The 22,643-nt window shown below is 76.9% G+C and carries 21 protein-coding genes; 6 read left to right on the top strand and 15 right to left on the bottom strand.

The window, feature by feature from the left end:
* The first annotated feature begins 10 nt into the window (after positions 1-10).
* Entirely contained in the window at positions 11-667 is a 657-nt protein-coding gene (locus tag AAHH18_RS01600) for a GAP family protein (protein WP_343300328.1), read from the top strand.
* Positions 668-685: 18 nt separating this feature from the next.
* On the opposite strand, the gene AAHH18_RS01595 is transcribed toward AAHH18_RS01600, so the two are convergent.
* Positions 686-1,429 carry a M15 family metallopeptidase gene (locus AAHH18_RS01595; protein ID WP_343300327.1) on the bottom strand — a complete coding sequence of 248 codons (744 nt, stop codon included), beginning with the start codon at positions 1,427-1,429 and terminating at the stop codon, positions 686-688.
* 205 nt (positions 1,430-1,634) lie between these two features.
* On the opposite strand from AAHH18_RS01595, the gene AAHH18_RS01590 reads away from it, so the two are divergent.
* The 4 genes from AAHH18_RS01590 to AAHH18_RS01575 are packed head-to-tail and all read left to right on the top strand — an operon-like array spanning position 1,635 to position 5,375.
* The gene (locus AAHH18_RS01590) at positions 1,635-2,864 is read left to right on the top strand and encodes a sensor histidine kinase (protein ID WP_343300326.1); all 1,230 of its coding nucleotides are present in this window, start codon (positions 1,635-1,637) and stop codon (positions 2,862-2,864) included.
* The gene (locus tag AAHH18_RS01585; protein WP_343300325.1) at positions 2,861-3,559 is read left to right on the top strand and encodes a response regulator transcription factor; all 699 of its coding nucleotides are present in this window, start codon (positions 2,861-2,863) and stop codon (positions 3,557-3,559) included. Before AAHH18_RS01590 ends, AAHH18_RS01585 begins: the two co-directional genes overlap by 4 nt.
* 38 nt (positions 3,560-3,597) lie before the next feature.
* Positions 3,598-4,569: an ATP-binding cassette domain-containing protein gene (locus AAHH18_RS01580; RefSeq protein ID WP_283320112.1), complete on the top strand. Its 972-nt coding sequence runs from the start codon at positions 3,598-3,600 to the stop codon at positions 4,567-4,569.
* Positions 4,569-5,375, top strand: coding sequence for an ABC transporter permease (locus AAHH18_RS01575; RefSeq protein WP_283322026.1), 807 nt, complete (start codon positions 4,569-4,571; stop codon positions 5,373-5,375). The genes AAHH18_RS01580 and AAHH18_RS01575 overlap by 1 nt, the downstream gene beginning before the upstream one ends.
* 34 nt (positions 5,376-5,409) lie before the next feature.
* Here AAHH18_RS01575 and AAHH18_RS01570 read toward each other — a convergent pair whose 3' ends face one another.
* The 14 genes from AAHH18_RS01570 to AAHH18_RS01505 form a co-directional block, all read right to left on the bottom strand.
* The gene (locus AAHH18_RS01570; RefSeq protein ID WP_343300324.1) at positions 5,410-6,378 is read right to left on the bottom strand and encodes a GGDEF domain-containing protein; all 969 of its coding nucleotides are present in this window, start codon (positions 6,376-6,378) and stop codon (positions 5,410-5,412) included.
* 82 nt (positions 6,379-6,460) lie between these two features.
* Entirely contained in the window at positions 6,461-7,075 is a 615-nt protein-coding gene (locus AAHH18_RS01565) for an NUDIX hydrolase (RefSeq protein ID WP_343300323.1), read from the bottom strand.
* Positions 7,072-8,769: a CTP synthase gene (locus tag AAHH18_RS01560; RefSeq protein ID WP_283320109.1), complete on the bottom strand. Its 1,698-nt coding sequence runs from the start codon at positions 8,767-8,769 to the stop codon at positions 7,072-7,074. Before AAHH18_RS01560 ends, AAHH18_RS01565 begins: the two co-directional genes overlap by 4 nt.
* Positions 8,770-8,871: 102 nt before the next feature.
* Positions 8,872-9,960: a glycosyltransferase family 4 protein gene (locus tag AAHH18_RS01555; RefSeq protein WP_343300322.1), complete on the bottom strand. Its 1,089-nt coding sequence runs from the start codon at positions 9,958-9,960 to the stop codon at positions 8,872-8,874.
* Positions 9,957-11,783: a murein biosynthesis integral membrane protein MurJ gene (murJ, locus tag AAHH18_RS01550; protein ID WP_343300321.1), complete on the bottom strand. Its 1,827-nt coding sequence runs from the start codon at positions 11,781-11,783 to the stop codon at positions 9,957-9,959. The genes AAHH18_RS01555 and murJ overlap by 4 nt, the downstream gene beginning before the upstream one ends.
* On the bottom strand, positions 11,780-12,643 hold the full coding sequence (locus tag AAHH18_RS01545; protein ID WP_343300320.1) for a hypothetical protein: 864 nt from the start codon (positions 12,641-12,643) through the stop codon (positions 11,780-11,782). Before AAHH18_RS01545 ends, murJ begins: the two co-directional genes overlap by 4 nt.
* Before the next feature lie 62 nt (positions 12,644-12,705).
* Positions 12,706-13,770 (bottom strand): copper transporter, encoded by a 1,065-nt coding sequence (locus AAHH18_RS01540; protein WP_343300319.1) that lies wholly within the window; start codon positions 13,768-13,770, stop codon positions 12,706-12,708.
* A gap of 115 nt (positions 13,771-13,885) precedes the next feature.
* On the bottom strand, positions 13,886-15,076 hold the full coding sequence (steA, locus tag AAHH18_RS01535) for a putative cytokinetic ring protein SteA (RefSeq protein WP_343300318.1): 1,191 nt from the start codon (positions 15,074-15,076) through the stop codon (positions 13,886-13,888).
* A gap of 6 nt (positions 15,077-15,082) precedes the next feature.
* On the bottom strand, positions 15,083-16,813 hold the full coding sequence (gene recN / locus AAHH18_RS01530; protein WP_343300317.1) for a DNA repair protein RecN: 1,731 nt from the start codon (positions 16,811-16,813) through the stop codon (positions 15,083-15,085).
* 3 nt (positions 16,814-16,816) lie between these two features.
* Positions 16,817-17,857, bottom strand: a complete 1,041-nt coding sequence (locus AAHH18_RS01525) for an NAD kinase (protein ID WP_283320102.1) — start codon at positions 17,855-17,857, stop codon at positions 16,817-16,819.
* Positions 17,854-18,669 carry a TlyA family RNA methyltransferase gene (locus AAHH18_RS01520; RefSeq protein WP_343300316.1) on the bottom strand — a complete coding sequence of 272 codons (816 nt, stop codon included), beginning with the start codon at positions 18,667-18,669 and terminating at the stop codon, positions 17,854-17,856. The genes AAHH18_RS01525 and AAHH18_RS01520 overlap by 4 nt, the downstream gene beginning before the upstream one ends.
* A gap of 5 nt (positions 18,670-18,674) precedes the next feature.
* Positions 18,675-18,818: a hypothetical protein gene (locus AAHH18_RS01515; protein ID WP_343300315.1), complete on the bottom strand. Its 144-nt coding sequence runs from the start codon at positions 18,816-18,818 to the stop codon at positions 18,675-18,677.
* A 50-nt stretch (positions 18,819-18,868) separates the two neighbouring features.
* Complete coding sequence (locus AAHH18_RS01510; protein WP_343300314.1) at positions 18,869-19,918, bottom strand: HAD-IIA family hydrolase; 1,050 nt, start codon at positions 19,916-19,918, stop codon at positions 18,869-18,871.
* Positions 19,915-20,697: a hypothetical protein gene (locus AAHH18_RS01505; RefSeq protein WP_343300313.1), complete on the bottom strand. Its 783-nt coding sequence runs from the start codon at positions 20,695-20,697 to the stop codon at positions 19,915-19,917. The genes AAHH18_RS01510 and AAHH18_RS01505 overlap by 4 nt, the downstream gene beginning before the upstream one ends.
* A 45-nt stretch (positions 20,698-20,742) precedes the next feature.
* Between AAHH18_RS01505 and AAHH18_RS01500 the strand changes: the two genes are divergently transcribed.
* A complete protein-coding gene (locus AAHH18_RS01500; RefSeq protein ID WP_343300312.1) occupies positions 20,743-21,546 on the top strand; it encodes a hypothetical protein in 804 nt (267 codons plus the stop codon).
* Positions 21,547-22,643 lie beyond the last annotated feature (1,097 nt).

The raw sequence follows: 22,643 nt of genomic DNA, 5'->3' as shown, positions 1-22,643 counted from the left end.
GGAGGCCGCCGTGCTCGACGCGATCGGCTCGTTCCTGCCCGTGGCGCTCGCCGTCGCCCTGAGCCCGTTCCCGCTGGTGGCGACGACGCTGCTGCTGACCGGCCCGCGGGCACGCACGTCGGGGTGGCTGTTCCTCGCCGGCTGGGTCGTGGGCCTCGGCGCCCTGACCGCGGTCGCGCTCCTCGTCGTCGGCGGCGTGGAGTCGGTGGACGGCGGGCCCCGCGCCGTCGCGTGGCTCCGCGTGCTGCTCGGTGCCGCGCTCGTCGTGCTCGCCGTGCGGAAGGTCGTCGCGGCGCGCGGGTCCGGGACGTCCGACGCCCCGGGCTGGCTGTCGGCCTTCGACGACCCGGCACCCGCCCGGACGCTGGGACTGGGCGCGGCGCTGGGCGGCGCCAACCCGAAGAACATCGCGCTCACCGCGTCCGCCGCGGCCACGGTGCAGGAGGTCGCCCCGGACGCCGTCGTCGCCTCCGGCGCCGTGTTCGTGCTGCTCGGGTCGGCGAGCGTCCTCGCCGCGGTCGCGGCCCACGCCGTGGCGGGGGCGCGGGCCGAGCCGGTGCTGACCCGGGTCCGCGACCTCATGACACGGCACAGCGCGGTCCTCACCGCGGCGGTCCTGCTCCTGATCGGCGGGAAGATCCTCGGCGACGGCCTCGCGGCGCTGTAGCCGCCCCGGCGTGCCCGCTCACCAGGCCCACGACGAGTCCGGGCGTTGCTCGGGGCACGTGGTGGCACCGTCGGGGAGCATCTCGAAGTGCCACATCTCGTTGGCGTACGTGCGGCACAGCCCGAGCTCCTCGCCGTGCTCCCCCAGCCACAGCGCACCGTCGGTCGGGCCCACGTCGACAGCCAGCCCCTGGACGTGGGCGGACCGGTCCGGCGGCAGCACCCAGCGGTACGCCTCGGGGACGCCGTAGCGCTCCACCGCCTGGTCGACGAGCCGCTGCTGCTCCTCCGGGGTGCGGCGGCCGGACGTCAACGCCAGCTCGATCCCGTCGGCCGCCGCGGCGGCGACGGCGGCGTCGAGCCGTCGCTGCAGCTCGGGGTCGAGGCCGACGGCGTCGCCCGCACCGGCCGGATCGCCCGCGCCGGCCGGGTCGGACGCGCGGGGCGGCTCGGACGCGGGGACGGTGCCCGTCGGCGTGCCCGGGCCGCGCGCCGCGCCGGACAGCAGCCGGTCGGCGGCCGCGGACAGGTCCACGCCCTGCACCGCCCAGGCGCCGGCCGCGAGCACGAGCAGCGCCACGACGCCCCACCGCCGCCACGCCCGGCCGCCGTGTCCGCCGTGGCCCCCGTGTCCGCCGGGCCGGCGCCCGCGGGTGCCGCGTGCGTCCGCGTGCCCGACGTCCGCACCCCGCACGCCCGCGGGCGCCGGGCTCGTGCGGTCGGGGTCTGCCGTGAGCCGGTCGGGCCGGCGGGTCGTCGTCATGCCTCCACCGTCCCCGCGACCACCCCCGCGGGGCGTCGGACGCCGGGTCGATCGCCGCGGCCGCACCGGACCGCCCTCGGGTGGTGGGCGTCCGCTCCAGGTCCGACGCCGCACCGCGGACCTCCACCCGAGGGTGGTGCCGGCCCTCGCACGATCCGCCCAGCCGCTGACGCCCCGGCCGGAGCCGCCGCCCTAGGCTCGCCGCATGCCCGGGACCGACCACCGTCACGACGCGCTCGTCGACGGCCTCGTCGCGCTCGGCGTGCTGCTGGGGTGGACGCTCGCGGTCACCCTGCTCGCGCGCACCGGGCTGTGGAGCCCGCGCTGGCAGGAGGCGCACCTGTGGGCCGGCGTCGGCCTGGCGGTACCGCTGGCGCTGCGCCGCGCGGCCCCGGCGGCCGGGCTGTGGCTGACGGTCCTCGTCTACCCGCTCGGCTACGCGGTGCTGACCTACGGGGCCACGGTGCAGGCCGACCTGCACGCGGCGCCCCTCCTCGTGGCGGCCTACGCGGCGACGCGCGCCCGGGCGGTGCACCCGGTGCTCGCCGGGGCGGCGGGGGCGGCCGCGACCGCGGTGCTCGCGACGGGGACCGACAACCTCCGCCTGCTGCTGTCCGGGGCGGCGGGGCCCGCGAACCCCGCGCTCGGCGATCCCTCGGACACGCTGCTGCTGGTGCTGCTCGTCCTCGCGGCGACGACGCTCGGCACCGTGGCGGGGCGGCTGGCGGCCACCACCCGCTCGCTCGAGCTCCGCAACGCCGAGCTGCACGCCCTGCAGGCGGAGCGCGAGCGGGCCGCGGTCCGGGCCGAGCGCACCCGCATCGCCCGGGAGCTGCACGACGTCGTCGCGCACCACGTCAGCGCGATCGTGGTGCGGGCCCAGGCCGCGGACCGCGTCGGCGACCGCCACCCCGAGGAGTACCGGGACGCGGTGCGGTGGATCGCGCCGGCCGGCAAGGAGGCGCTGACGGCGATGCGGTCGGTCGTGCGCGTGCTGCGGGCCGCGGACCGGCCGGACGTCCCGCTGTCCCCCCTGCCCGGGCTGACGGAGCTGCAGGACGTGCTCGAGCGCGTGCGGGGGTCGGGCCTCGCGGTCGAGGCGGTGCTGCCCGACCCGCTGCCGCCGTGCCCGCCGGAGGTCGGGCTGGCGGTGGTCCGCGTCGCGCAGGAGGCGCTGACGAACGTGCTGGTGCACTCGGACGCCGCCCGCGCCCGGGTCGAGCTGAGCGGTCGCCCGGGCCGCCTCGCGCTGCGGGTCGAGGACGACGGTCCGGCGCGCGCCGGCACCGAGGGCACCGGGAGCACCGGGGGCGGCGGCAACGGGGTCGTCCACATGCGCGAGCGCGCGGCGGCGTGCGGCGGGACCCTGGCGGCGGGTCCGGCAGGTCCTGCCGGGCGCGGCTGGGTCGTCGCCCTGGAGGTGCCGGTGCCGTGACCGACGCCCCCGAGGTCCGCGTGCTCGTGGCGGACGACCAGGCGATGATCCGCTTCGGCCTGCGGCTGATCATCGACCACGAGCCCGGGCTGACGACCGTCGCGGAGGCCGCCGACGGCGCGCAGGCCGTCGAGCTCGCCGCCCGGCACCGCCCCGCCGTCGTGCTCATGGACATCCGCATGCCGGTGCTCGACGGGATCGAGGCGACCCGGCGGCTGCGCGCCGACCCCGCGCTCGACGCCGTGCGGGTGCTCGTGCTCACCACGTTCGACGACGAGGAGTACGTCACCCGGGCGCTGCACGCCGGCGCGGACGGGTTCCTGCTCAAGGACACGGACCCGGCGGCGCTGGTCACGGCGGTCCGGCGGGTGCACCAGGGCGGCTCGGTGCTCGACCCGGCGATCGCGCCCCTGGTGCTGGAGCAGTGGCGGCGCTGGGGCCGCTCCCGCCCGCAGGTGGCGGCCGACCCGTCGGGGCCCGGCGGCCTGAGCCCGCGCGAGCGGGACGTGCTGCTGGCCGTGGCGCGCGGGCGGTCGAACCAGGAGGCCGCGGACGAGCTCGGCCTGGCCGTCGCCACGGTCAAGGCGCACGTCCACGGCCTGCTCGCGAAGACCGGCACGACCTCGCGGACCCAGCTCGTGGTGCTCGCGTACGAGTCGGGCCTGGTGGTGCCGGGCGGCGATCTTCCCCGCTGATCTTCTGGTGTGTCGTAGGTCACATCTACGCTCGCACCATGGAACAGGCGATCGAGGCCCGCGGGCTCGCGAAGCGCTACAAGGGCGTCACCGCCCTGGACGGCGTGGACCTCACGGTGCCGGCCGGCACCGTGCTCGGTCTGCTCGGCCCGAACGGGGCCGGCAAGACCACCATCGTGCGGATCCTGTCGACGCTGCTGCGCCCGGACAGCGGGACCGCGCACGTCATGGGCGTCGACGTCCTGGCCCGCCCCGCGGAGGTCCGTCGCCGCATCGGGCTGTCGGGGCAGTACGCCGCGGTCGACGAGTACCTCTCGGGGTACGAGAACCTCGAGATGATCGGGCGCCTCTACCACCTCGGCGCGCGGCGGGCCCGGGCCCGGGCGCGCGAGCTGCTCGCGTCGTTCCGCCTGGAGGACGCCGCCGACCGTCCCACGCGCACGTACTCCGGCGGCATGCGGCGACGGCTCGACCTCGCCGGCGCCCTGGTGGCCGACCCGCCGGTCATCTTCCTCGACGAGCCGACCACGGGCCTGGACCCCCGCGGCCGCACCGACATGTGGGAGGTCATCCAGCAGCTCGTGGCCGGGGGCACCACCCTGCTGCTCACCACGCAGTACCTCGAGGAGGCCGACATGCTCGCCGACGAGATCGTCGTGATCGACCACGGGCGGATCATCGCGCAGGGCACCGCGGACCAGCTCAAGCGCCAGGTCGGCGGCGAGCGCCTCGAGCTCACCGTCGCCGACGCCGCCCGGCTCGCCGACGTCACGGAGGCACTCGCCCCGCTGGGCGTCGGGGCCCCCGCCGTCGACGAGTCCCGCCGGTCGTTCGTCATGCCGGTGTCCGGCGGCCCCGAGGTGCTCGGGGAGGCGCTGCGCCGCCTCGACGCCCAGGACGTCCGTCTCGAGGACGTGGGCCTGCGCAGGCCCACCCTCGACGACGTGTTCCTCGCCCTCACCGGGCGCCCGACCGAGCAGGACGACGCCCCGCAGGAAGGAGGCGCGTGATGCGGTTCCCCGCCGTGCTGGCCGACGCGTCCGTCGTCGCCAAGCGCAACATCATCAAGATCAAGCGGGTCCCCGACCTGCTGGTGTTCACCACGCTGTCGCCGATCATGTTCGTGCTGCTGTTCTCGTACGTCTTCGGCGGCGCGATCGACCAGCAGGGCGGCGGGTCCGCCTACCGGGAGTTCCTCATCGCGGGGATCTTCGCCCAGACGGTCATCTTCGGCGCGACCGTCACCGGGGCGGCGCTCGCCGAGGACCTCAAGAAGGGCATCCTCGACCGGTTCCGGTCGCTGCCGATGGCGCCGTCCGCCGTCCTCACCGGCCGCACGTTCTCCGACGTCGTCAACAACGTCATCGTGCTGGTCGTCATGGGGCTGACCGGCCTCGTCGTCGGCTGGCGCATCCGGTCGTCGTGGCTCGACGCGCTCGCCGGGTTCGGGCTGCTGCTGGCGTTCGCCTACGCGATCTCCTGGATCATGGCGTGGGTCGGGATGCTGGTGCCGAGCCCGGAGGTCGTGAACAACGCGTCGTTCATCATCATCTTCCCGCTGACGTTCGTGGCCAACACGTTCGTCCCGCTGGAGACGCTGCCGACGCCGCTGCAGACGTTCGCGGAGTGGAACCCCGTCTCCGCGGTCACGCAGGCCGCACGGGAGCTGTTCGGCAACATCCCACCGGGCGTGCCCGAACCCACGGCGTGGCCGCTGCAGAACCCCGAGCTCTACACGCTGATCTGGTCCGCGCTGTTCCTGGCGATCTTCGTGCCGCTCGCGAACGCGCAGTACCGGGTGTCCACCAGCCGCTGACGTCGGCGGGTCCCCGACGTGGCGGGGCCGGCGGTCAGGCGAGGCCCTCCGCCATGCGGTCGCCCTTGCGCGCGTACAGGGCGGCGTCCGCGCGGGCGAGCACCTCGCGGACGGGCTCGTCCCGGCGCGCCTGGGCGACGCCGTGGCTCCACGTCGGGTCCCCCGGCGCCCGCACCGCGTCGGCCTGCAGCGCCCACACCTCGGCGTCCTCCGCGGTGCGCCCGGCCAGCACCACCGCGAACTCGTCGCCGCCCCGCCTGCCGATGACGTCGTGCCGCCCGAGCGTGCCCCGCCAGGCGTCGACGAGCCGCACCAGGACGTCGTCGCCCGCCTGGTGCCCCTGGGTGTCGTTGACCTCCTTGAAGTCGTCGACGTCGAGGCACACCAGGCTCACCGGCCGGCCGTCGCGGGTGGTCCGCGCCACCACGGCGGCGGCGCGCTCGTCGAACGCCGCGCGGGTCAGGACCCCGGTCAGGTCGTCCGTCGTGGCGAGCTCCCGCAGCCGCGACAGCAGATACGTCACCAGCTCGCTCGTCACGACCGTCATCACGGCCAGCACGACCCAGCTCGCCGGGCGGAACGGCACCGGGGCCGCGGCCATCGCCCCGGCGAGCGTGACGACGACGAGCAGCAGCAGGCCACGCGCCAGCCGCCGGCTGCCGAGCAGCGCGGCGGCCTGCCCGGCGACGACCAGGCCGAGCGACGTCGTCACCACCCCGGCTGCGGTGCGGCAGACGGCAACCATCGCCGCCCCGACGGCGATCCCGAGCAGCACGGCCACCAGCGGCGTGCGCGGGTGGTGCCGCCAGACGACCGCGGCGACCGTCGCGACGGCCAGCACCGCCCCGCCGGCGTACCAGTACCCGACCCGCGTCAGCGGCGACGGCGGCCAGACGGCGCCCGCCAGGCACAGCACGGCGCACAGGCCGAGCACCACCGCCGCGTGCGTCCCGGCCAGGACGACCCCGGCCGGCGAGGGCGGCGGGGGGCTGGCGTCGGGCACACCCGTGTCATCGGCGCTCCCCGGCTCTCCCTGACCTGTCAGGCTCGACGTCCACCGATCGGGCGAAGGGTGAACACCCAGGTCACACGGGGCGCAGCGTGCTCCAGCCCCGGTCGCGCGACGCGGCAGCCGCCAGGACGCCGACCACCGCGCTCGGGCTGTGCAGCCGGCCCTCGAGCACGGCCGTGACCGCGTCGTCGAGCGGCAGCCACAGCGGGACCATGCCCGCCTCCTCGTCCTCGCGGGCGAACCGCTCGGCCTCGGGCACCTGCGACAGGTCGCGGGCCAGGTACACGACGATCCGCTCGGTGGACCCGCCCGGGGACGTGGCGAAACCCGTGAGCTCGTGCCACGAGCCGGCCCGCAGGTCGGCCTCCTCGGCGAGCTCGCGGGCGGCGGTGACGTGCGGCGGTTCCCCGTCGACGTCCCGCAGGCCGGCCGGCGGCTCCCAGAGCTCGGCCCGCACCGGGTGCCGGTACTGGCGCAGCAGCAGCACGCGGTCGTCCTCGTCGAGCGCGATCACCGCGACGGCACCGGGGTGGTCGACGAACTCGCGGACCACCTGCGACTCCCCCAGGTCCACGGTCTCGGACACCAGGTCCCAGATCTTGCCGTGGTGCAGGTCCGTGTGCTCCAGGACGGGGCGGGGGGCCGGCCGGTCGGCCGGCCCCCCGCTCGTCGCGTCGGCGACCGTCACGCCTCGACCGTGGCGCGGCGCCCGGCCGGGGCCGCCTGCTGCGCGGCCAGGGCGGCGGCCACCAGGCCCGAGAACAGCGGGTGCGCGCGGGTGGGCCGGGACTTGAACTCCGGGTGCGCCTGCGTCGACACGTAGTACGGGTGCACGTCGCGCGGCAGCTCGACGAACTCCACCAGCGACGAGTCCGGCGACACCCCGGAGATGACCAGGCCGGCCTCCTCGAGCTTGTCGCGGTACGCGTTGTTGACCTCGTACCGGTGGCGGTGCCGCTCGGTGACACGGGTCGTGCCGTACGCCTCCGCCACGACGGACCCCTCGGTGAGCACGGCCTCGTACGAGCCGAGCCGCATCGTGCCGCCGAGGTCGCCCTCGCCGCCCACGATCGCGAGCTGCTCCGCCATGGTCGCGACCACCGGGTCGGCCGGGTCCGCGTCGAACTCCGACGACGACGCCCCGGGCAGGCCCAGCACGTTGCGCGCGTACTCGATCACCATGGTCTGCAGGCCCAGGCAGATGCCGAGCGTCGGCACCCGGTTCTCGCGCGACCACCGCAGGGCGCCGAGCTTGCCCTCGATGCCCCGCACGCCGAAGCCGCCGGGGATGAGCACCGCGTCCACGCCGGACAGCGCGCGCTGCGCCCCGTCGGGCGTCTGGCAGTCGTCGGAGGTGACCCAGCGGATCCGCACCTTCGCGTCGTGGTGGAACCCTCCGGCGCGCAGCGCCTCGGTCACCGACAGGTACGCGTCGGGCAGGTCGATGTACTTGCCGACCAGCGCGATCTCGACGTGGTGGGCAGGCTGGTGCACGCGCTCCAGCAGGTCGTCCCACCCGCTCCAGTCCACGTCGCGGAACTGCAGGCCGAGCCGCTGCACCACGTACGCGTCGAGGCCCTCGGCGTGGATGACGCGCGGGATGTCGTAGATGCTCGGCGCGTCCTTGCAGGAGATGACGCCCTGCGTGTCGACGTCGCACATGAGCGCGATCTTCGCCTTGATCGACTGCGGCACCTCGCGGTCGGAGCGCAGCACGATCGCGTCCGGCTGGATGCCGATGCTGCGCAGCGCGGCCACGGAGTGCTGCGTCGGCTTGGTCTTCAGCTCACCCGACGGGCCGATGTACGGCACCAGCGAGACGTGCAGGAAGAACACGTTGTCGCGGCCGAGCTCGTGGCGCACCTGCCGGGCGGCCTCGAGGAACGGCTGCGACTCGATGTCGCCGACGGTGCCGCCGATCTCGGTGATGATGATGTCGACGTCGTCGGCGGCCTGCGACCGCATGCGCGTCTTGATCTCGTCGGTGATGTGCGGGATCACCTGGACCGTGTCGCCGAGGTACTCGCCGCGCCGCTCCTTCGCGATCACGTGCGAGTAGACCTGGCCGGTCGTGACGTTCGCCGACCCGACGAGGTCGACGTCGAGGAACCGCTCGTAGTGCCCGACGTCGAGGTCCGTCTCGGCGCCGTCCTCGGTGACGAAGACCTCGCCGTGCTGGAACGGGTTCATCGTCCCGGGGTCGACGTTGAGGTACGGGTCGAGCTTCTGCATCGTGACCCGCAGACCGCGGGAGCGGAGAAGTCGTCCCAGGCTGGAGGCGGTCAGGCCCTTGCCCAGTGAGGAGGCGACGCCTCCCGTGACGAAGATGTGCCGGGTCGTGGAGTCCGACCGCCCGGAGAGTCGATTTGCGCGCTCTGCCACGGGCTTCCACTGTACCCGACGCGAGCGGCCGGCGGGCCGACGCGCCGGGTGACGCCGGTGACACGCCGTCGGCGACCGACGTGCCGCCCGCCTCGGACCGGCTCAGCCCCGGTAGTGCGCCTCCAGCTGCGCCAGCACGTCCGGCAGCCGCGGGAGCCCGGCGGCCCGGGTGCGAGCGGCCTCCCGCAGCGCGTCGCGGCGGGAGGCGTCCGCGAGCACGCCCGCCACCGCCGCGCCGAGCGCCTCCGCGTCGCCGACGGGCACCAGCACCGCGGCGTCACCCGTCACCTCGCGCGTGCCGCCGGCGTCCGTGGCCACGAGCGCCGCGCCGAGCGCCAGCGCCTCCTGCACGGCGATCGGCTGCCCCTCCCACACCGCCGTGGACGCGACCACGTCCGCCGCGGCCACCAGGTCGGCGACGTCCTCGCGCCGCCCGAGCAGCGTCACGGGCGCACCGGCCGCACGGGCCGCGGCCTCGACCTCGTCATGCAGCGGACCGTCCCCCGCGACCACCCAGCGCAGCGCCGGGCGGGTCCGGACGGCCGCTGCCGCGGCGCGCACCAGGGTGTCCAGGCCCTTCTGCGGCGCCAGCCGGGCGACCGTGACGACCAGCTCGTCGGTGCTCGCGAGGCCCAGGTCCGCGCGTGTCTGCGCGGCCCCGCGCGACGGTGCCGGGCGGGCCGGCGCCGGGACGAGGGCGCGCTCGGCCGACCGGGCACCCTGCGCCCGGGTCAGCGCCACGAGGTCGCCCGAGACGCCGAGCACCACGTCGGCGCCGCGGGCGACCACCCGCCCGAGCACCGCCGACACCGCCCGGACCGCGCGGCCGCCGACGGGCAGGTTGTGCAGGGTGACGACGACGCGCGGCCGGCGCCCCGGCCGGGAGCGCACCGCCAGCACCGTCAGCGCACCCGCGCGCAGCCCGTGGGCGTGCACCGCGTCCGCGTCGCGGGACAGGCGCGCCAGGCGGGCGAGCGCGCGCAGGTCGGAGGCGTGCGGGCGGTCCGCGATCTCGACGGGCACGAACCGCGCCCCGCCGTCCGCCGGGGCGACGACCCCCGCCAACCCCGAGGGGCCGGCCACGACGACGCGGTCCCCCGCGTCGGACAGCGCGGCGGCCACCTGGGCGACGTGCCGGGCGACACCGCCCGCGCTCGACCCCAGCACCTGCAGCACCCGCTGTCCGGTCACCGCCCGGCCTCCTGCTCGTCCCGGCCGGCAGTGCCGGCTTCCGTCCCCGCGGCGTCGGCGGTGCCGGCGGTGCCGACGGCCTCCTTCGCTCCTGCGGCCGCACCGCCCGCGCCCGTCCCGGCCGCTGCGCCCGCCTGCCCCGGCGCCGCCGCGGCCCGGTCCCGCGCGCCGCCCGCGTGCGCCACGGACGGCGTCGCGCGGCGCCGCAGCAGCCCGGTCACCGTCGACCGGTCGAGCAGCCACACCGCCCCGACCACCACCGAGGCGGCGAGCGCCCCGCCGCCGGCCGCGGCCGCCACGGCCCCGCCCAGGCCGTCGGTGAACCGCTGCACCGCGTCCACGGTCCAGCGGCCCGCCGTCGCGCCGGCTGCTCCGCCGACCACGAGCACCGCGATCGTGCGGGCGGCCCCCGAGATCGCGTCCCGGCCCGCCGCAGCGCGCAGCGCCAGCAGCAGCACGGCCCCCGCGACGACCATGCCGACGGTGTTGCCGAGCGAGAGCGCCCGCAGGGTGGCCGGGCCGTCCTGCGCGCCGGGCACCAGCACGAGGCACGCGATCCACGACGCCACGACCACCGCGGCCCAGCCGCTGCTGACCGCGAGCACCGCGAGCCGTCCCCGCTCCAGCGCGTACAGCGCGCGCGACACGTGGAAGATCAGCCCGAGCCCGAGCAGCCCGGGGGCGATGAGCGTCAGCGCGACACCCACCGACGTGATGAGGCGCTCGTCGCCCGTGCCGATCGCCACGAACGCCCGCGCGACGGCCGGCGCGGCCGCGGCGAGCACCGCCGCGCCGACCGCCCCCGCGACCAGCACCGCCCGGGTGGTCACGGCGGCGAGCGGTGCGTACCCCTCGCGACCCGGCCGGGCCGCGCGTTCGGCGAGCCGCGGGAACGTGCTCGTCGCCAGCGGGACGGCGAGCACCGCGTACGGCAGCAGGTACACCGCCTGGACGACCTGCTGGTACGCCACCAGGGTGCCGTCACCGCCGAACCGGCGCGCCATCCACAGCGTCGTCACCAGCACGGCCACCTGCTGCGCCACGAGGCCGCCGACGCCCGCGAGCGCGAGCCCGCGCGCCCGCGCGGCGACTCCGTCGGGGAACCGCAGCGTCGGGCGCAGCCGGACGCCGGAGCGGTGCACGGGCACCAGCATGGGCAGGCCCATGGCGAGGACGCCCGCGGTCGTGCCCCACGCCAGCAGCGCGGTCGCACCGGCCGGCAGGACCCCGACGTCGCTCGACGCGGCGTCGACCTGGGCGTGCCGCAGCGCGGCCCCGTAGCCGAGGTAGGTCGCGATCACCACGAGGCTCGACAGCACGGGGGCGAACGCGGGCCAGAAGAACCGGCGCTGCGCCTGCAGGACCCCGGACAGCACCACGGCGAGCCCGTACAGCGGCAGCTGCGCGGCGAACACCCGCAGGAAGAACACCACGAGGTCGTGGCCGGCGTCCGACCGCGTCGTCGCCAGCAGCGCGATCGGCTCGGCCGCCAGCGCCAGCACCGCGGCGAGCAGCGTCAGGCCGCCCAGCGTCCAGCCGAGCATGGCCGAGGCGATGCGCGACACGTCGTCCCGCATCCCCCGGGCCAGCGGCGCCGCGAGCACCGGGATCAGGGCGCCGGCGAGCGCACCACCGGCCGCGACCTCGAACAGCACGTTCGGCAGGGTGTTCGCCCACGCGTAGGCGTCGCCCGCCGCGGTGATGCCGACGTTGCCGGTGAAGGCCAGCGTCCGTGCGAAGCCCAGCAGGCGGCTGACGACGGTCACGACCGAGATCAGGGCCGCCGCGCCCGCCAGACCCGACAGGACGCCCCGCCGGTTCACCGCCCGGGCACCCCGTCCGTCTCCGGGGCGCCGGGCGACGTCCGGGCGGGTCCCGGCACGTGCGCCGGACGTCGACCCCAGGCGTCGATCTCCCGCAGCACCGGGGTGCGCGCGATGACCTGCGTGAAGCTGATCCGCTCCGAGGCCACCGTCAGCGCCAGCACACCGGCCAGCAACGCGACGCGCACCGGGCGCGGGCACTGCTGGACCGCGACCACGCCGAGGGCGGCGCCGACGGCGTTCGCCCCGGAGTCGCCGAGCATGTCGCGCTCGGCCAGGTCGTCCGGGAGCTCCGCGACGACCGAGCCCAGGACCGCTGCGGCGGTCGCGCCGCCGCGGCCCCCGAGCACGCCCGCCGGGGCGGCGGCGAGCCCGGCGGCCTTGAGCGCGCGGCCCGGTCGCAGGTCGAGCAGGTTGACGAGGTTCGCGCTGGCGGCCACGAGGGCGCCGTCCACCGCGACGTCGACGAGCCGGGTCAGCACCGCGCGCCCGCGGCCGGCGACCGGGGCGTCGTGCGGCCTGCTCAGCGCCGCGGCGACCAGCGCGCCCGCGCCGATCCCCAGCACCTTCAGCCCGCCGGTCGTCACCTCGCCGCGCGCGAGCGCACCCAGGTGCCCCTTGAGGCCCTTGCGGACCGTGCCGTCACGGTCCTCCGTGAGGTCGTCGACGAGGCCGAACGCGGTCGCCGCGGTGGTCGCCACCGCCAGCGCCGCGCCGTCGCGGACCGACGGCGCACCGACGACGCCGCCGGCGAGCACGCCCGCGGCGACCGCCGGCCCGCCCAGCAGGCTGACGGGCTCGCCCCGGTGGTTCGTGCGCTCCCAGGTCCGGGCGCCGCCCGGCGGGTCGTCGTCGAGCACGCCGCGCACCAACGTGGTCGTGACCCGCGCGACCGCTGCCGCCGTGAGCCGGCGCGCGACGCTCACCCCTGGCCGCCCGCGTCGTCGGCGCCGTCCCCGGTGGTGTCGTCGGACGCGTCGTCCGACCCGGACGCGACGGGCGTGCGGTCCACCGGCGGCAGCACCGTCGTCTCGGGGAGCGTCGTCATGTCCTCCCCGTGGCCGTAGTGACCGCCGGAGCCGCCGATGCGCGCGTTGAGGGCGAGCGGCACGGAGACCTGCCCGGTCGCGGTGTCGGCGTCCGAGACGGTCGTGATCGCCCGGGACGCGTCCTCGTCGGCGAGGATCGCCTGCACCAGCGTGCCCTCGGCGAGCGGTCCGTCGACCACGACGGCGCCCTCGGACCGGGTCTGCGCGACCCGGGCCAGGGCGATCTGCGAGTCGAGCGCGGCCTGGAGCTCGTCGGCGTCGCCGCCCGCAGCGGCCTCCGCCTCCGCGGGTGCGACCGTCGGTGCGACGAGCACGACGGCGTCCGCGGGGGTCGTCACGTCGGCCCCGAAGGCGACCAGCGGGTCGTCGCCCGAGCTCAGCAGCTCCAGGAGCGTCGCCGCGTCGGTGCTCAGCTCGTCGGGCTGCGCCGGGTCGGCCCCGGTGAGGCCCTGGAGCAGCGCCTCCGCGAGCGCGGTGTCCGGCGTCGCGTCGTCGTCGGGCTGCGGGTCGAGGTACGCCTCGATGTTGCCGACCAGCGCGGAGCGGAACTGGCGCAGGTCCGTCGACGTCCACGCCGGGTTGAGCGTGACGTCCGCGCTCACGGTGGCGCCGGCGTCGGTGAGCTGGTCCTCGACCGCGGCGAGCGCGTCGCCGTCCACCGCGCCGAGCGCGACGACGGCGACCCGGCGGTCGTCGAGCGTGCCGTCGACCAGCTCGGCGCCCGCGGCGCGCACCCAGGCGTCGGCGGCGGCCAGGTCGGTGCCCGCGTCGTCGAGCTCAGCCCGCAGCGCGTCCTTCTCGGCGCGGAGCTGGTCGACCTGGCCGGTGAGCGTGTCGCCGATCGTCTCCTTGAGGGGTCCGGCCCCGAGCGCGATGCCGACGGCCAGCGCCAGGAACACCGAGATCAGGGAGACGAGGTGGTAGCGGAAGTCGATCACAGGGAGCGCTCTCGGTCGGGTGCCGGCACGAGGCGGGCACGGGCGGGACGGTCGGCGGGGCCGGGGGTCGCGCGGCGGGGCGGGACGTGCTCGGCCCGGGCGCGTCGGGCCGGCGTCACGGTGCGCCGCCGAACAGCGACCCGAGCCACGACACGAAGTCGTCCCAGCGGGCGCCGGTCAGCCCGATGAGGGTCTGGCCCGCGGTGGTCGAGGCCAGCGCGACGCCGAGCGCCAGCAGGCCGGCGAGCACCAGCAGCGTGAGCTGGAGGTTGGAGATCCGGTTGCGGTACAGCCGGGACACACCCTTGGCGTCGACGAGCTTGCCGCCCACGCGCAGCCGCGTGAGGAAGGTGCTGGCCATGCCGGAGCGGCCCTTGTCGAGGAACTCGACCAGCGTGGCGTGCGTGCCGACGGCGACGATGAGCTCGGCGCCCTTGTCGTCCGCCAGCAGCATGGCGACGTCCTCGCTGGTGCCCGTCGCCGGGAAGACGATGTGCGGCACGCCGAGCTGGTCCACGCGTGCGAGACCCGGCGCGCGGCCGTCCCGGTAGGCGTGCACGACGATCTCCGCGCCGCAGCGCAGCGCCCGGTCGGAGACGGAGTCCATGTCCCCGACGATCATGTCGGGCGTCCAGCCGGCCTCGAGGATCGCGTCCGCGCCGCCGTCCACCCCGATGAGCACCGGGCGGTACTCGCGGATGTACGGGCGCAGCGTGACCAGGTCCTCCTTGTAGTGGTACCCGCGCACGACGATGAGCACCTGCCGGCCGTCGATGACGGTCGCGATGTCGGGCACGCCGACGCCGTCGAGCAGCAGGTCCCGCTCCCGCCGCAGGTAGTCCATCGTGTTCGCCGCGAACGACTCGAGCTGCACCGACAGGCCCTCGCGCGCGGCGGCCTGGTCGGCCGCGACGGTCTCGGGGGTCTGCACGACGCCCTCCGCCACGAGCCGGTCGCCGTCGTGCACCGCGCCGCCGGTGATGCGCAGCGAGCGCCCCTCGCGCAGCGTCATGACGTCCGGGCCGAGGTCGTCGACCAGCGGGATGCCCGCGGACACCAGGATGTCCGGGCCGAGGTTCGGGTAGCGGCCCGACGTCGAGCGGGCGGCGTTCAGCACCGCCGCGGGCTGGCAGGCGACGAGCGCCTCGGCCGAGACCCGGTCGATGTCGACGTGGTCGATCACCGCGATCTCCCCGGGCCGCAGCCGCTTGGTCAGCGACTTCGTGCGGGGGTCGACCCGGGCCGGGCCGACGAGCTCGCCCCCGGGGGGCGCGGCGGGGCGTCTACGCGAGGGCAGGAGTTTCATCGGTGTTCATCGTGCCACGCTTCCCTGCTCCAGAAGCTCCGCTGCGTGCGCACGCGCCGCGTCGGAGTCCTCCTGGCCGGACAGCATGCGCGCGAGCTCGCGGACCCGGTCGTCGCCCGTGACCTCGCGCACGTCGGAGGCGGTCACGGCACCGTCGCGGGACTTCGTCACGACCAGGTGGCGGTCCGCGAAGGCGGCGACCTGCGCGAGGTGCGTGACGACCAGGACCTGGGAGTTCCGCGCCAGAGCGGCCAGGCGGCGGCCGACCTCCGTCGCCGCGCGGCCCCCGACGCCCGCGTCGACCTCGTCGAAGACGAACGTCCCCGGCCGGTGCTCGCCCTGGTCGGGCGACGTGGCGAGCGCCACCTCGAGCGCGAGCATCACGCGCGAGAGCTCGCCCCCGGAGGCCCCCCGGCCCAGCGGGCGCGCGGGCGCACCGGCGTGCGCGACCAGGAGCATCTCCACGACATCTCCACCGTGCGGACCCAGCTCGGACGCAGGCTCGACCCGCACCTCGAGGGACGCACCGGCCATCGCGAGGCCGGCGAGCTCCGCGGACACGGACTCGGCCAGCCGCGCACCGGCCTCCCGGCGGGCCTCCCCGACGCGGCGGGCCAGGTCGGCCAGACGGGCGTCGAGGGCGTCGCGCTGGCCGGCGAGCGCCGTGACGCGCTCGTCGCCGTCACCGATCTCGAGCAGCCGCCGGCCGCCCTCGTCCGCCCAGCGCAGCACCGCCTCGACGTCCTCGCCGTAGGACCGCGTGAGGGACGCGAGCTCCGCGCGGCGCGCCTGCGCCGTGTCGAGGCGCAGCGGGTCGGCCTGCAGGTCCTGGAGGTACGACGACAGCTCCGTGGCGGCGTCCGCCAGGAGGTACCCCGCCTCGGCCACCCGGTCGCGCAGCTCGGCGAGGCGGCCGTCGTGCGCGCCCGCGCCGTCCAGCAGCCGGCGTGCGTGCTCGACGGCCCCGGCCGCCGTGGCGGCGTCGTCCACCGCGTCGTCGTCGCCCACCAGCGCGGCATGGGCCCCGGACGCGGCCGCGCGCAGGTCCTCCGCGTGCTCCAGCCGCTCGATCTCCGCCGCGAGCTGGACGTCCTCCCCCGGCTGCGGGTCGACGCGCTCCACCTCCGCCAGCCCGAGCCGCAGCAGCTCCGCCTCCCGTGCGAGGTCCTGGCGCCGCGCCGTCAGGTCGTCGATCGTGGCCTGCAGCCGGGCGCGCTCCGCCCACGCCTCGCGGTACCGGCCGAGCAGCTCCTGGTGGGCCGCACCGGCGAACGCGTCGAGCGCCTCCCGCTGGTGCGCGGGCGACCGCAGGCGCGCCTGGTCCTGCTGGCCGTGCACGGTCACGAGGTGCTCCGCGAGCTCCCCCAGCACGGCCTGCGGCACGGACCGGCCGCCGAGGTGCGCGCGGGACCGGCCCGGGGCGTCCTCCGTCGGCGCCGTCACGGTGCGCACGAGCACGAGCCCGCCGTCGTCGTCGAGCGCGGCGCCCGCCTCCTGCGCGCGCGCCAGCACCGGCGACCCCGCCGCGACGAGCACCCGGCCCTCGACGACCGCCTGCGCAGCGCCGGTGCGGACGGTCGCGGGGTCGGCCTTGCCGCCCAGCAGCAGGTCGAGACCGGTGAGCACCATCGTCTTGCCGGCGCCGGTCTCGCCGGACAGCACGGTCAGCCCCGGGTGCAGCCGCACCTGGGCGCCGGTGATCACGCCGAGGTCGCTGATGGAGATCTCCTCGAACACCGGTCAGCTCCCGTCCGCGCCGCGGGTGCCGGGCGCACCGGGAGAACCAGGCGCACCGGGAGAGCCGGTCAGGTCGCCGTCGCCGGAGCGGGTCGGCGCGTCCGGTGGTGCCCCGTCCGCCCGGAGCGCGTCCTCGGGCCGGGGGCCGGCGTCGTGCCGGAGCGGGCCGTGCTCGTGCGGGCCGCGCTCGTGCGCGCGGCCCCGCCAGCCGGCGACCGGCAGCGCGAACTTGTTGACCAGGCGGTCCGTGAACGGCGCCGGCGTCAGACGCGCCAGCCGCACCGGCACGGGCGACCGGCGGACCTCCACGCGCGAGCCCGCCGGGACGTCGATGCGGCGGCGCCCGTCGCACACCAGCACCGCGGGCGACGGGGAGCGCGTCAGCACCTCGACGGCGACGACGCTGCGCGGGCCCACGACGAGCGGGCGCGCGAACAGGGCGTGCGCGGACAGCGGGACGACGATGAGGCTGTCGACCTCCGGCCACACCACCGGGCCCCCGGCGGAGAACGCGTGCGCGGTGGACCCGGTGGACGTCGCGAGCACCACGCCGTCGCACCCGAACGTCGACAGCGGCCGGTCGTCGACCTCGATGACCACCTCGACCATGCGCGCCGGCTCGGCCTTCTCCAGCGCGGCCTCGTTCAGCGCCCACGACGTCAGCGGGTCCGCCCGGCCGGGGACCTGCACCTGCACCTGCAGGGTGGTCCGCTCCTCGACCGTGTAGTCCCCCGCCGCGATGCGGCGCACGGCCTCCTTGATGTCGTCCCGCTCGCTCTCCGCGAGGAACCCGACGTGGCCGAGGTTGATCCCGAGCAGCGGCACGCCGGCTCCGCGTGCGAGCTCCGCCGCGCGCAGGATCGTCCCGTCGCCGCCGAGGATCATCGCGAGCTCGATGTCGTGGAACGCCATCCCGGGGACGTCCTCCCCGGCGAGGACGGGCGTGAACCCGGCCGCCGACAGCGCGGCGGCGGCCTCCTCGGTCGCCGTCACCGCCTCGGGCCGCCCGCTGTGCGTGACGACCAGGACCCTCCTGCTGCTCATGCCCCTGCACCCTCTCCGTCGTCCACGACCTCGTGCACCCGCGCGGCCAGGCGCTCGCCCACGAGGCCCGCCGGGCCCCGCCGCAGGTGCAGGAAGTACTCCACGTTGCCGCTCGGGCCGGGCAGCGGGCTGCGGGCCACGCCGAGCACCGCGAGACCGAGGTCGCCCGCCGCGGCGGCGACGTCGAGCACCGCCTGCGCGCGCTGCCCGGGCGACCGCACCACGCCACCGGCGCCGAGCCGCTCCCTCCCGACCTCGAACTGCGGCTTGACCAGCAGGATCAGGTCGGCGGCCGGCGCCGCGACCGCCACCAGGCCGGGGAGCACCAGCCGGAGCGAGATGAACGAGAGGTCGCCCACCACGAGCCCCGGCGCCGGCTCGACGTCGCCCGGGGCGAGGTACCGGACGTTGACGCCCTCGCGGGCCTCCACCCGCGGGTCCGCGCGCAGCCGGTCCACGAGCTGCCCGTGCCCGACGTCCACCGCGACCACCCGGCGCGCTCCCCCGCGCAGCAGCACGTCGGTGAACCCGCCGGTGCTCGCGCCCGCGTCCAGGCAGTCGCGACCGGTGACGTCCACCTCGAAGGCGGTGAGCGCACCCAGCAGCTTGTGCGCACCGCGCGACGCCCAGTCGTCGTCCGGCGTCCCGTCACCGACGACCTCCGGCCGCTGACCGTCCGCGAGCGGCAGCGCGGGCCTGCGGACGGCGGCGCCGTCCACGACCACGCGGCCGGCGGCGATCAGCTCTGCCGCGTGCCGGCGCGACCGGGCGAGCCCGTCGCGCACCAGCGCGGCGTCGACACGCGTCGCCACGCGCCTCAGCCCTCCGCGTCGGCGAGGCGGTCCTGGAGGGCGGCGTGGACGGCGTCGAAGACGGCGAGCTGCTCACGCAGCCCCAGCCCGGTGACGTCGGTCAGGCGCGACAGCGCCTCGTCCACCACCTGGTCGCCCGTCGGCTCCACGAGTCCCACTCTCCATCCACCGGTGCTGACGTGCCCCCGCCTCCGTCAGGCTACCGGCCTGCTCCGACGCCGGCCGCCTGCCCCGGACCGACACGCAGCTCCGGGACGGAGCCCGGGTCGACCGCCCGCCCGGCGTCGGCAGACTCCCACGCTGCCGCGCACGCCGCCCGCACCAGGTCGATGCCCGCGGGAGACGACCCGAGGTCGAGCCGGCCGTCCACCACGCGCGCCGCGGCCTCGCCGCAGGTCCACCACCCCTCGCCGCCGGGAACCGGCGCGGGGTGCGGGACCAGGAGCCCGCCGAGGTCCGCCGCGATGAAGTGGGGACGCAGCCCCGCGGGCGCGAGCACGTCGTCCCGCGCCGTGCTGACGCCCGTCAGCACGTGCAGCCCGTCGAACCCGCCCGACCGGGCGCCCGCCAGGTCGGTGTCGAGGCGGTCGCCGACCACCAGGGCCGCGCGGGCACCGGCGCGCTCGACCGCCATCTCGTACATGGTCGACGCCGGCTTGCCCGCGCTGTCCGGGACGACGCCGGTGGCCGCCGTGACCGCGCCCACGAGCGCGCCGTTCCCGGGCGCGAACCCGCGGGCGGTCGGCAGGCTCTTGTCGAGGTTGCTCGCCACGAACCAGGCGCCGCCGGCCACGGCGTACGCCGCCTCCGCCAGCTGGGCCCAGCCGAGCTCGGGCGCGAAGCCCTGCACGACGGCGTCGGGCCGGTCCTCCGCGGACGTCACGACCGTGAAGCCCGCCTCCCGCACCGCGGTCAGCAGGCCCGCGCCGCCCACCACGAGGACCGTGGCGCCACGCTCCAACCGGGTGGCCAGCAGCGACGCCGCGGCCTGCGCCGCCGTCATCACCTCGTCCGGCCGCGTCGGGATGTCCAGGGACGTGAGCTGCTCGGCCACGGACTCCGGCTCCCGCGACGCGTTGTTCGTCACGAACACCAGGCGCATGCCCGCGGCGCGCGCACCGGCGAGCCCGGCCGACGCCCCGTCGATGGGCTCGTGCCCCCGGTACGCGACGCCGTCCAGGTCGACGAGGGCCAGGTCGTAGCGCTCGGCCAGCGGGATGTCGCTGCCGAGCAGGCGTGCGTCGGTCACTCGTCCTCCGTGTCGGGCTCGGGGGTCGCCGCGTCGGCGGCCCCGGCGGGCTGGTCCGGCTCGACCCCGACCGCAGACTCGTCGGTGACGCCCTCGACCTCGTCGTCCTCCTCGAGGTCGAACACGACGACGTCCTCGTCCGGCTCGGGGTCCGCGACCTGCGCCATCAGCGCCGCGGGGACCGCGGCCTCGGCGGCGTCGGCCTCCGCGGTGCGGCCGGCTGCCCGCAGCGCCTCGGCCCGCGCCTGGACGACCCGGGCGCCCAGGACCGTCCGCACCGTCCCCGTCGCGATCCCCGACAGGGCCGCGAGGGCCGCGTCGGGGTCGCCCATGTCGAGCCGTGCCCCGCTGACCACCATCGCCAGCTCCACCCGGCCCTGCACGTCGAGCTGCTCCGCCTCGGGCTCGGCCGCGAGGGCGATCGCACGCTCGGGCCTCCCCAGGCCGCGCTCGCAGTCGGCCATCACGGCGAGGTGCTCCGACGACCCGTTCAGGCGCCGGACCGTGCGCAGCTCCCGCAGCGCCTCGGCGAAGCGGCCGGTCCGGTACGCCGCCAGACCGGCGGCCTCCCGCACCACGTCCACCCGGCCGCCGTGCCGCACCGCGGCCTGGGCGTGCTCGTACGCGAGCTCCGGGTCGACGTCGAGCAGCCGCCCGGTCATGACGAGGTGACGCCCGACGACGAACGCGTTGTCCTTGCTCAGGGTCCGCAGCCGCGCCCGGACCTCGCGGTCGAGCTGGCTGAACTCCACGTCGTCCGGGATGTCCGGGCCGTACACCCGGACGGGCTGGGGCGGTCGGGTGTCCCGCTGGTCGTCCCCGCGGTGCGGTCCACGACGCAGAGGCCGCCGCTCGTCCGAGCCACCCGGGCCCCGACGCTCGCCGTCGAACCCGCGACGACCCTCCCGCGGTCCACCGCGGTCGTCCCGGCCCCCGACCCGGTCACCCCGCGCACCGCCTCGGGGGTCACCGAACCCGGGCCGACCACCGCGCTCGTCACGCCGAGCACCCTCGTCACGACCGAACCCACCGGGACGACCAGCCCGCGCGCCACTCCGGGGGTCACCGAACCCGGACCGACCACCGCGCTCGTCACGCCGAGCACCCTCGTCACGACCGAACCCACCGGGACGACCAGCCCGCGCGCCACTCCGGGGGTCACCGAACCCGGACCGACCACCGCGCTCGTCACGCCGAGCACCCTCGTCACGACCGAACCCACCGGGACGACCAGCCCGCGCGCCACTCCGGGGGTCACCGAACCCGGACCGACCACCGCGCTCGTCACGCCGAGCACCCTCGTCACGACCGAACCCACCGGGACGACCAGCCCGCGCGCCACTCCGGGGGTCACCGAACCCGGACCGACCACCGCGCTCGTCACGCCGAGCACCCTCGTCCCGACCGAACCCACCGGGACGACCACCCCGCGCACCGTCGTTGCGCGCCCGGTCGCCGCCCGGGGCGGAGCCGTCCTGGTCCCGTCGTCGCCCGCGCTCCTGCCAGGTGCCACGCGGCCGGTCGCCGCTCTCGGAGCCACGACGGACGTCGCCACGATCGCCGCCGGCACGGGCACCGCCGCCCCGCCGGTCGTCCCCATCGCGCCGGAACCCACCGGACGCGCCTGAGCTGTCCCGGCGCGAGCCGTCACGCCCCGCGCCGTCCCGGTACCCGCCTCGTGCCTCGTCGCGCGAGCCGCGCGCATCACGGCGAGGACCTCCCCAGCCGGTGCCGGCCCCGCGCCCCTCACCCGTCCCGGACGGCCGACGCGCGCCACCGCGGTCGTCCCGACCTGAGCCGTCCCGCGCGCGGTCGCGTGTGAACCCGCCACCCGGTCGCGAGGAGCGCTCCCCCGCGAACCCGTCGGCGCGATCGCCACGGTCACGGCCCGCACCGGCCCGCTCACCTCGGTACCCACCACGCGACGAGTCACCCGCACCACGCGACGACTCACCCCGGTACCCACCACGCGACGAGTCCCGGTAGCCCTCGCTCGAACGGCTGCCGCGGTCACCCTGAGCCCCGCGACCCGATCGACCGCCCCGGTCGGATCCGCCCCACGACCCGCGCCCCGCGCTGCCGTCGGCCGACGGACGCCCGCCACGCTCGAACCCGTCGCGCCCGCGCGGAGCGTCGTTGCCCCCGCCCACGGCCCGCGAACCCGCGTACCCGCCGCGCGCACCGCCGCTACGGCCGCCGTCCTCGGCCTGCCCTCGTCCGCGCTGCCCCGCCACCCGCGGAGCGCGCGCCGGCCGTGCCCCGCCCGCGGGGCGTGCACCGTTCCGGTTGCCGTAGCGCCCGACGCCACCGCCGCGGCGATCGCCCTCGTCCGCCGAACGCGTCCCGCGCTCGTCGCTGCTCATGTCCTGCGTCTCCTCGTCATCCGACCGTTGACCATCGTCTCATCCAGCCACGCCCGTCCCCACATCCGGCCCCAGCCTGGGGACCATCGACCGTCACGTCACCTGGTCACCACCCGCCGGCCGCCTGGACCAGGACATGGCCCGGTGCCACCACCCACACCGGGCACCCCCATCCCGAGTGCCGACGGCACCCCCGAGCCACGAACGACCGGCGGCGACCGAGCGACCGATGATCGCCGGCTCGAGCCACCCGAGAGCGGCCACCGTCCATCGCAGGACCCCGCGCTCGCGAGCCGGGTCCGTCCGTCGAGGTTGCTGTAGATGCGGGGTTGCGAGTCGGCGGTTTCAGGCGGCGGTTGCAA

The sequence above is a fragment of the Cellulomonas olei genome (assembly GCF_039548315.1).
Taxonomy (GTDB): domain Bacteria; phylum Actinomycetota; class Actinomycetes; order Actinomycetales; family Cellulomonadaceae; genus Cellulomonas.
The sequence above is the reverse complement of the archived record's forward strand: the minus strand, read 5'-3'. Positions and strand labels throughout refer to the sequence as shown.

Bases quoted from the DNA above. Each gene is read 5' to 3' on its own strand.
- steA (WP_343300318.1), bottom strand. From the start codon at position 15,076: ATGAAACTCCTGCCCTCGCGTAGACGCCCCGCCGCGCCCCCCGGGGGC.
- AAHH18_RS01575 (WP_283322026.1), top strand. From the start codon at position 4,569: ATGCGGTTCCCCGCCGTGCTGGCCGACGCGTCCGTCGTCGCCAAGCGC.
- AAHH18_RS01590 (WP_343300326.1), top strand. From the start codon at position 1,635: ATGCCCGGGACCGACCACCGTCACGACGCGCTCGTCGACGGCCTCGTC.
- AAHH18_RS01525 (WP_283320102.1), bottom strand. From the start codon at position 17,857: ATGAGCAGCAGGAGGGTCCTGGTCGTCACGCACAGCGGGCGGCCCGAG.
- AAHH18_RS01580 (WP_283320112.1), top strand. From the start codon at position 3,598: ATGGAACAGGCGATCGAGGCCCGCGGGCTCGCGAAGCGCTACAAGGGC.
- AAHH18_RS01595 (WP_343300327.1), bottom strand. From the start codon at position 1,429: ATGACGACGACCCGCCGGCCCGACCGGCTCACGGCAGACCCCGACCGC.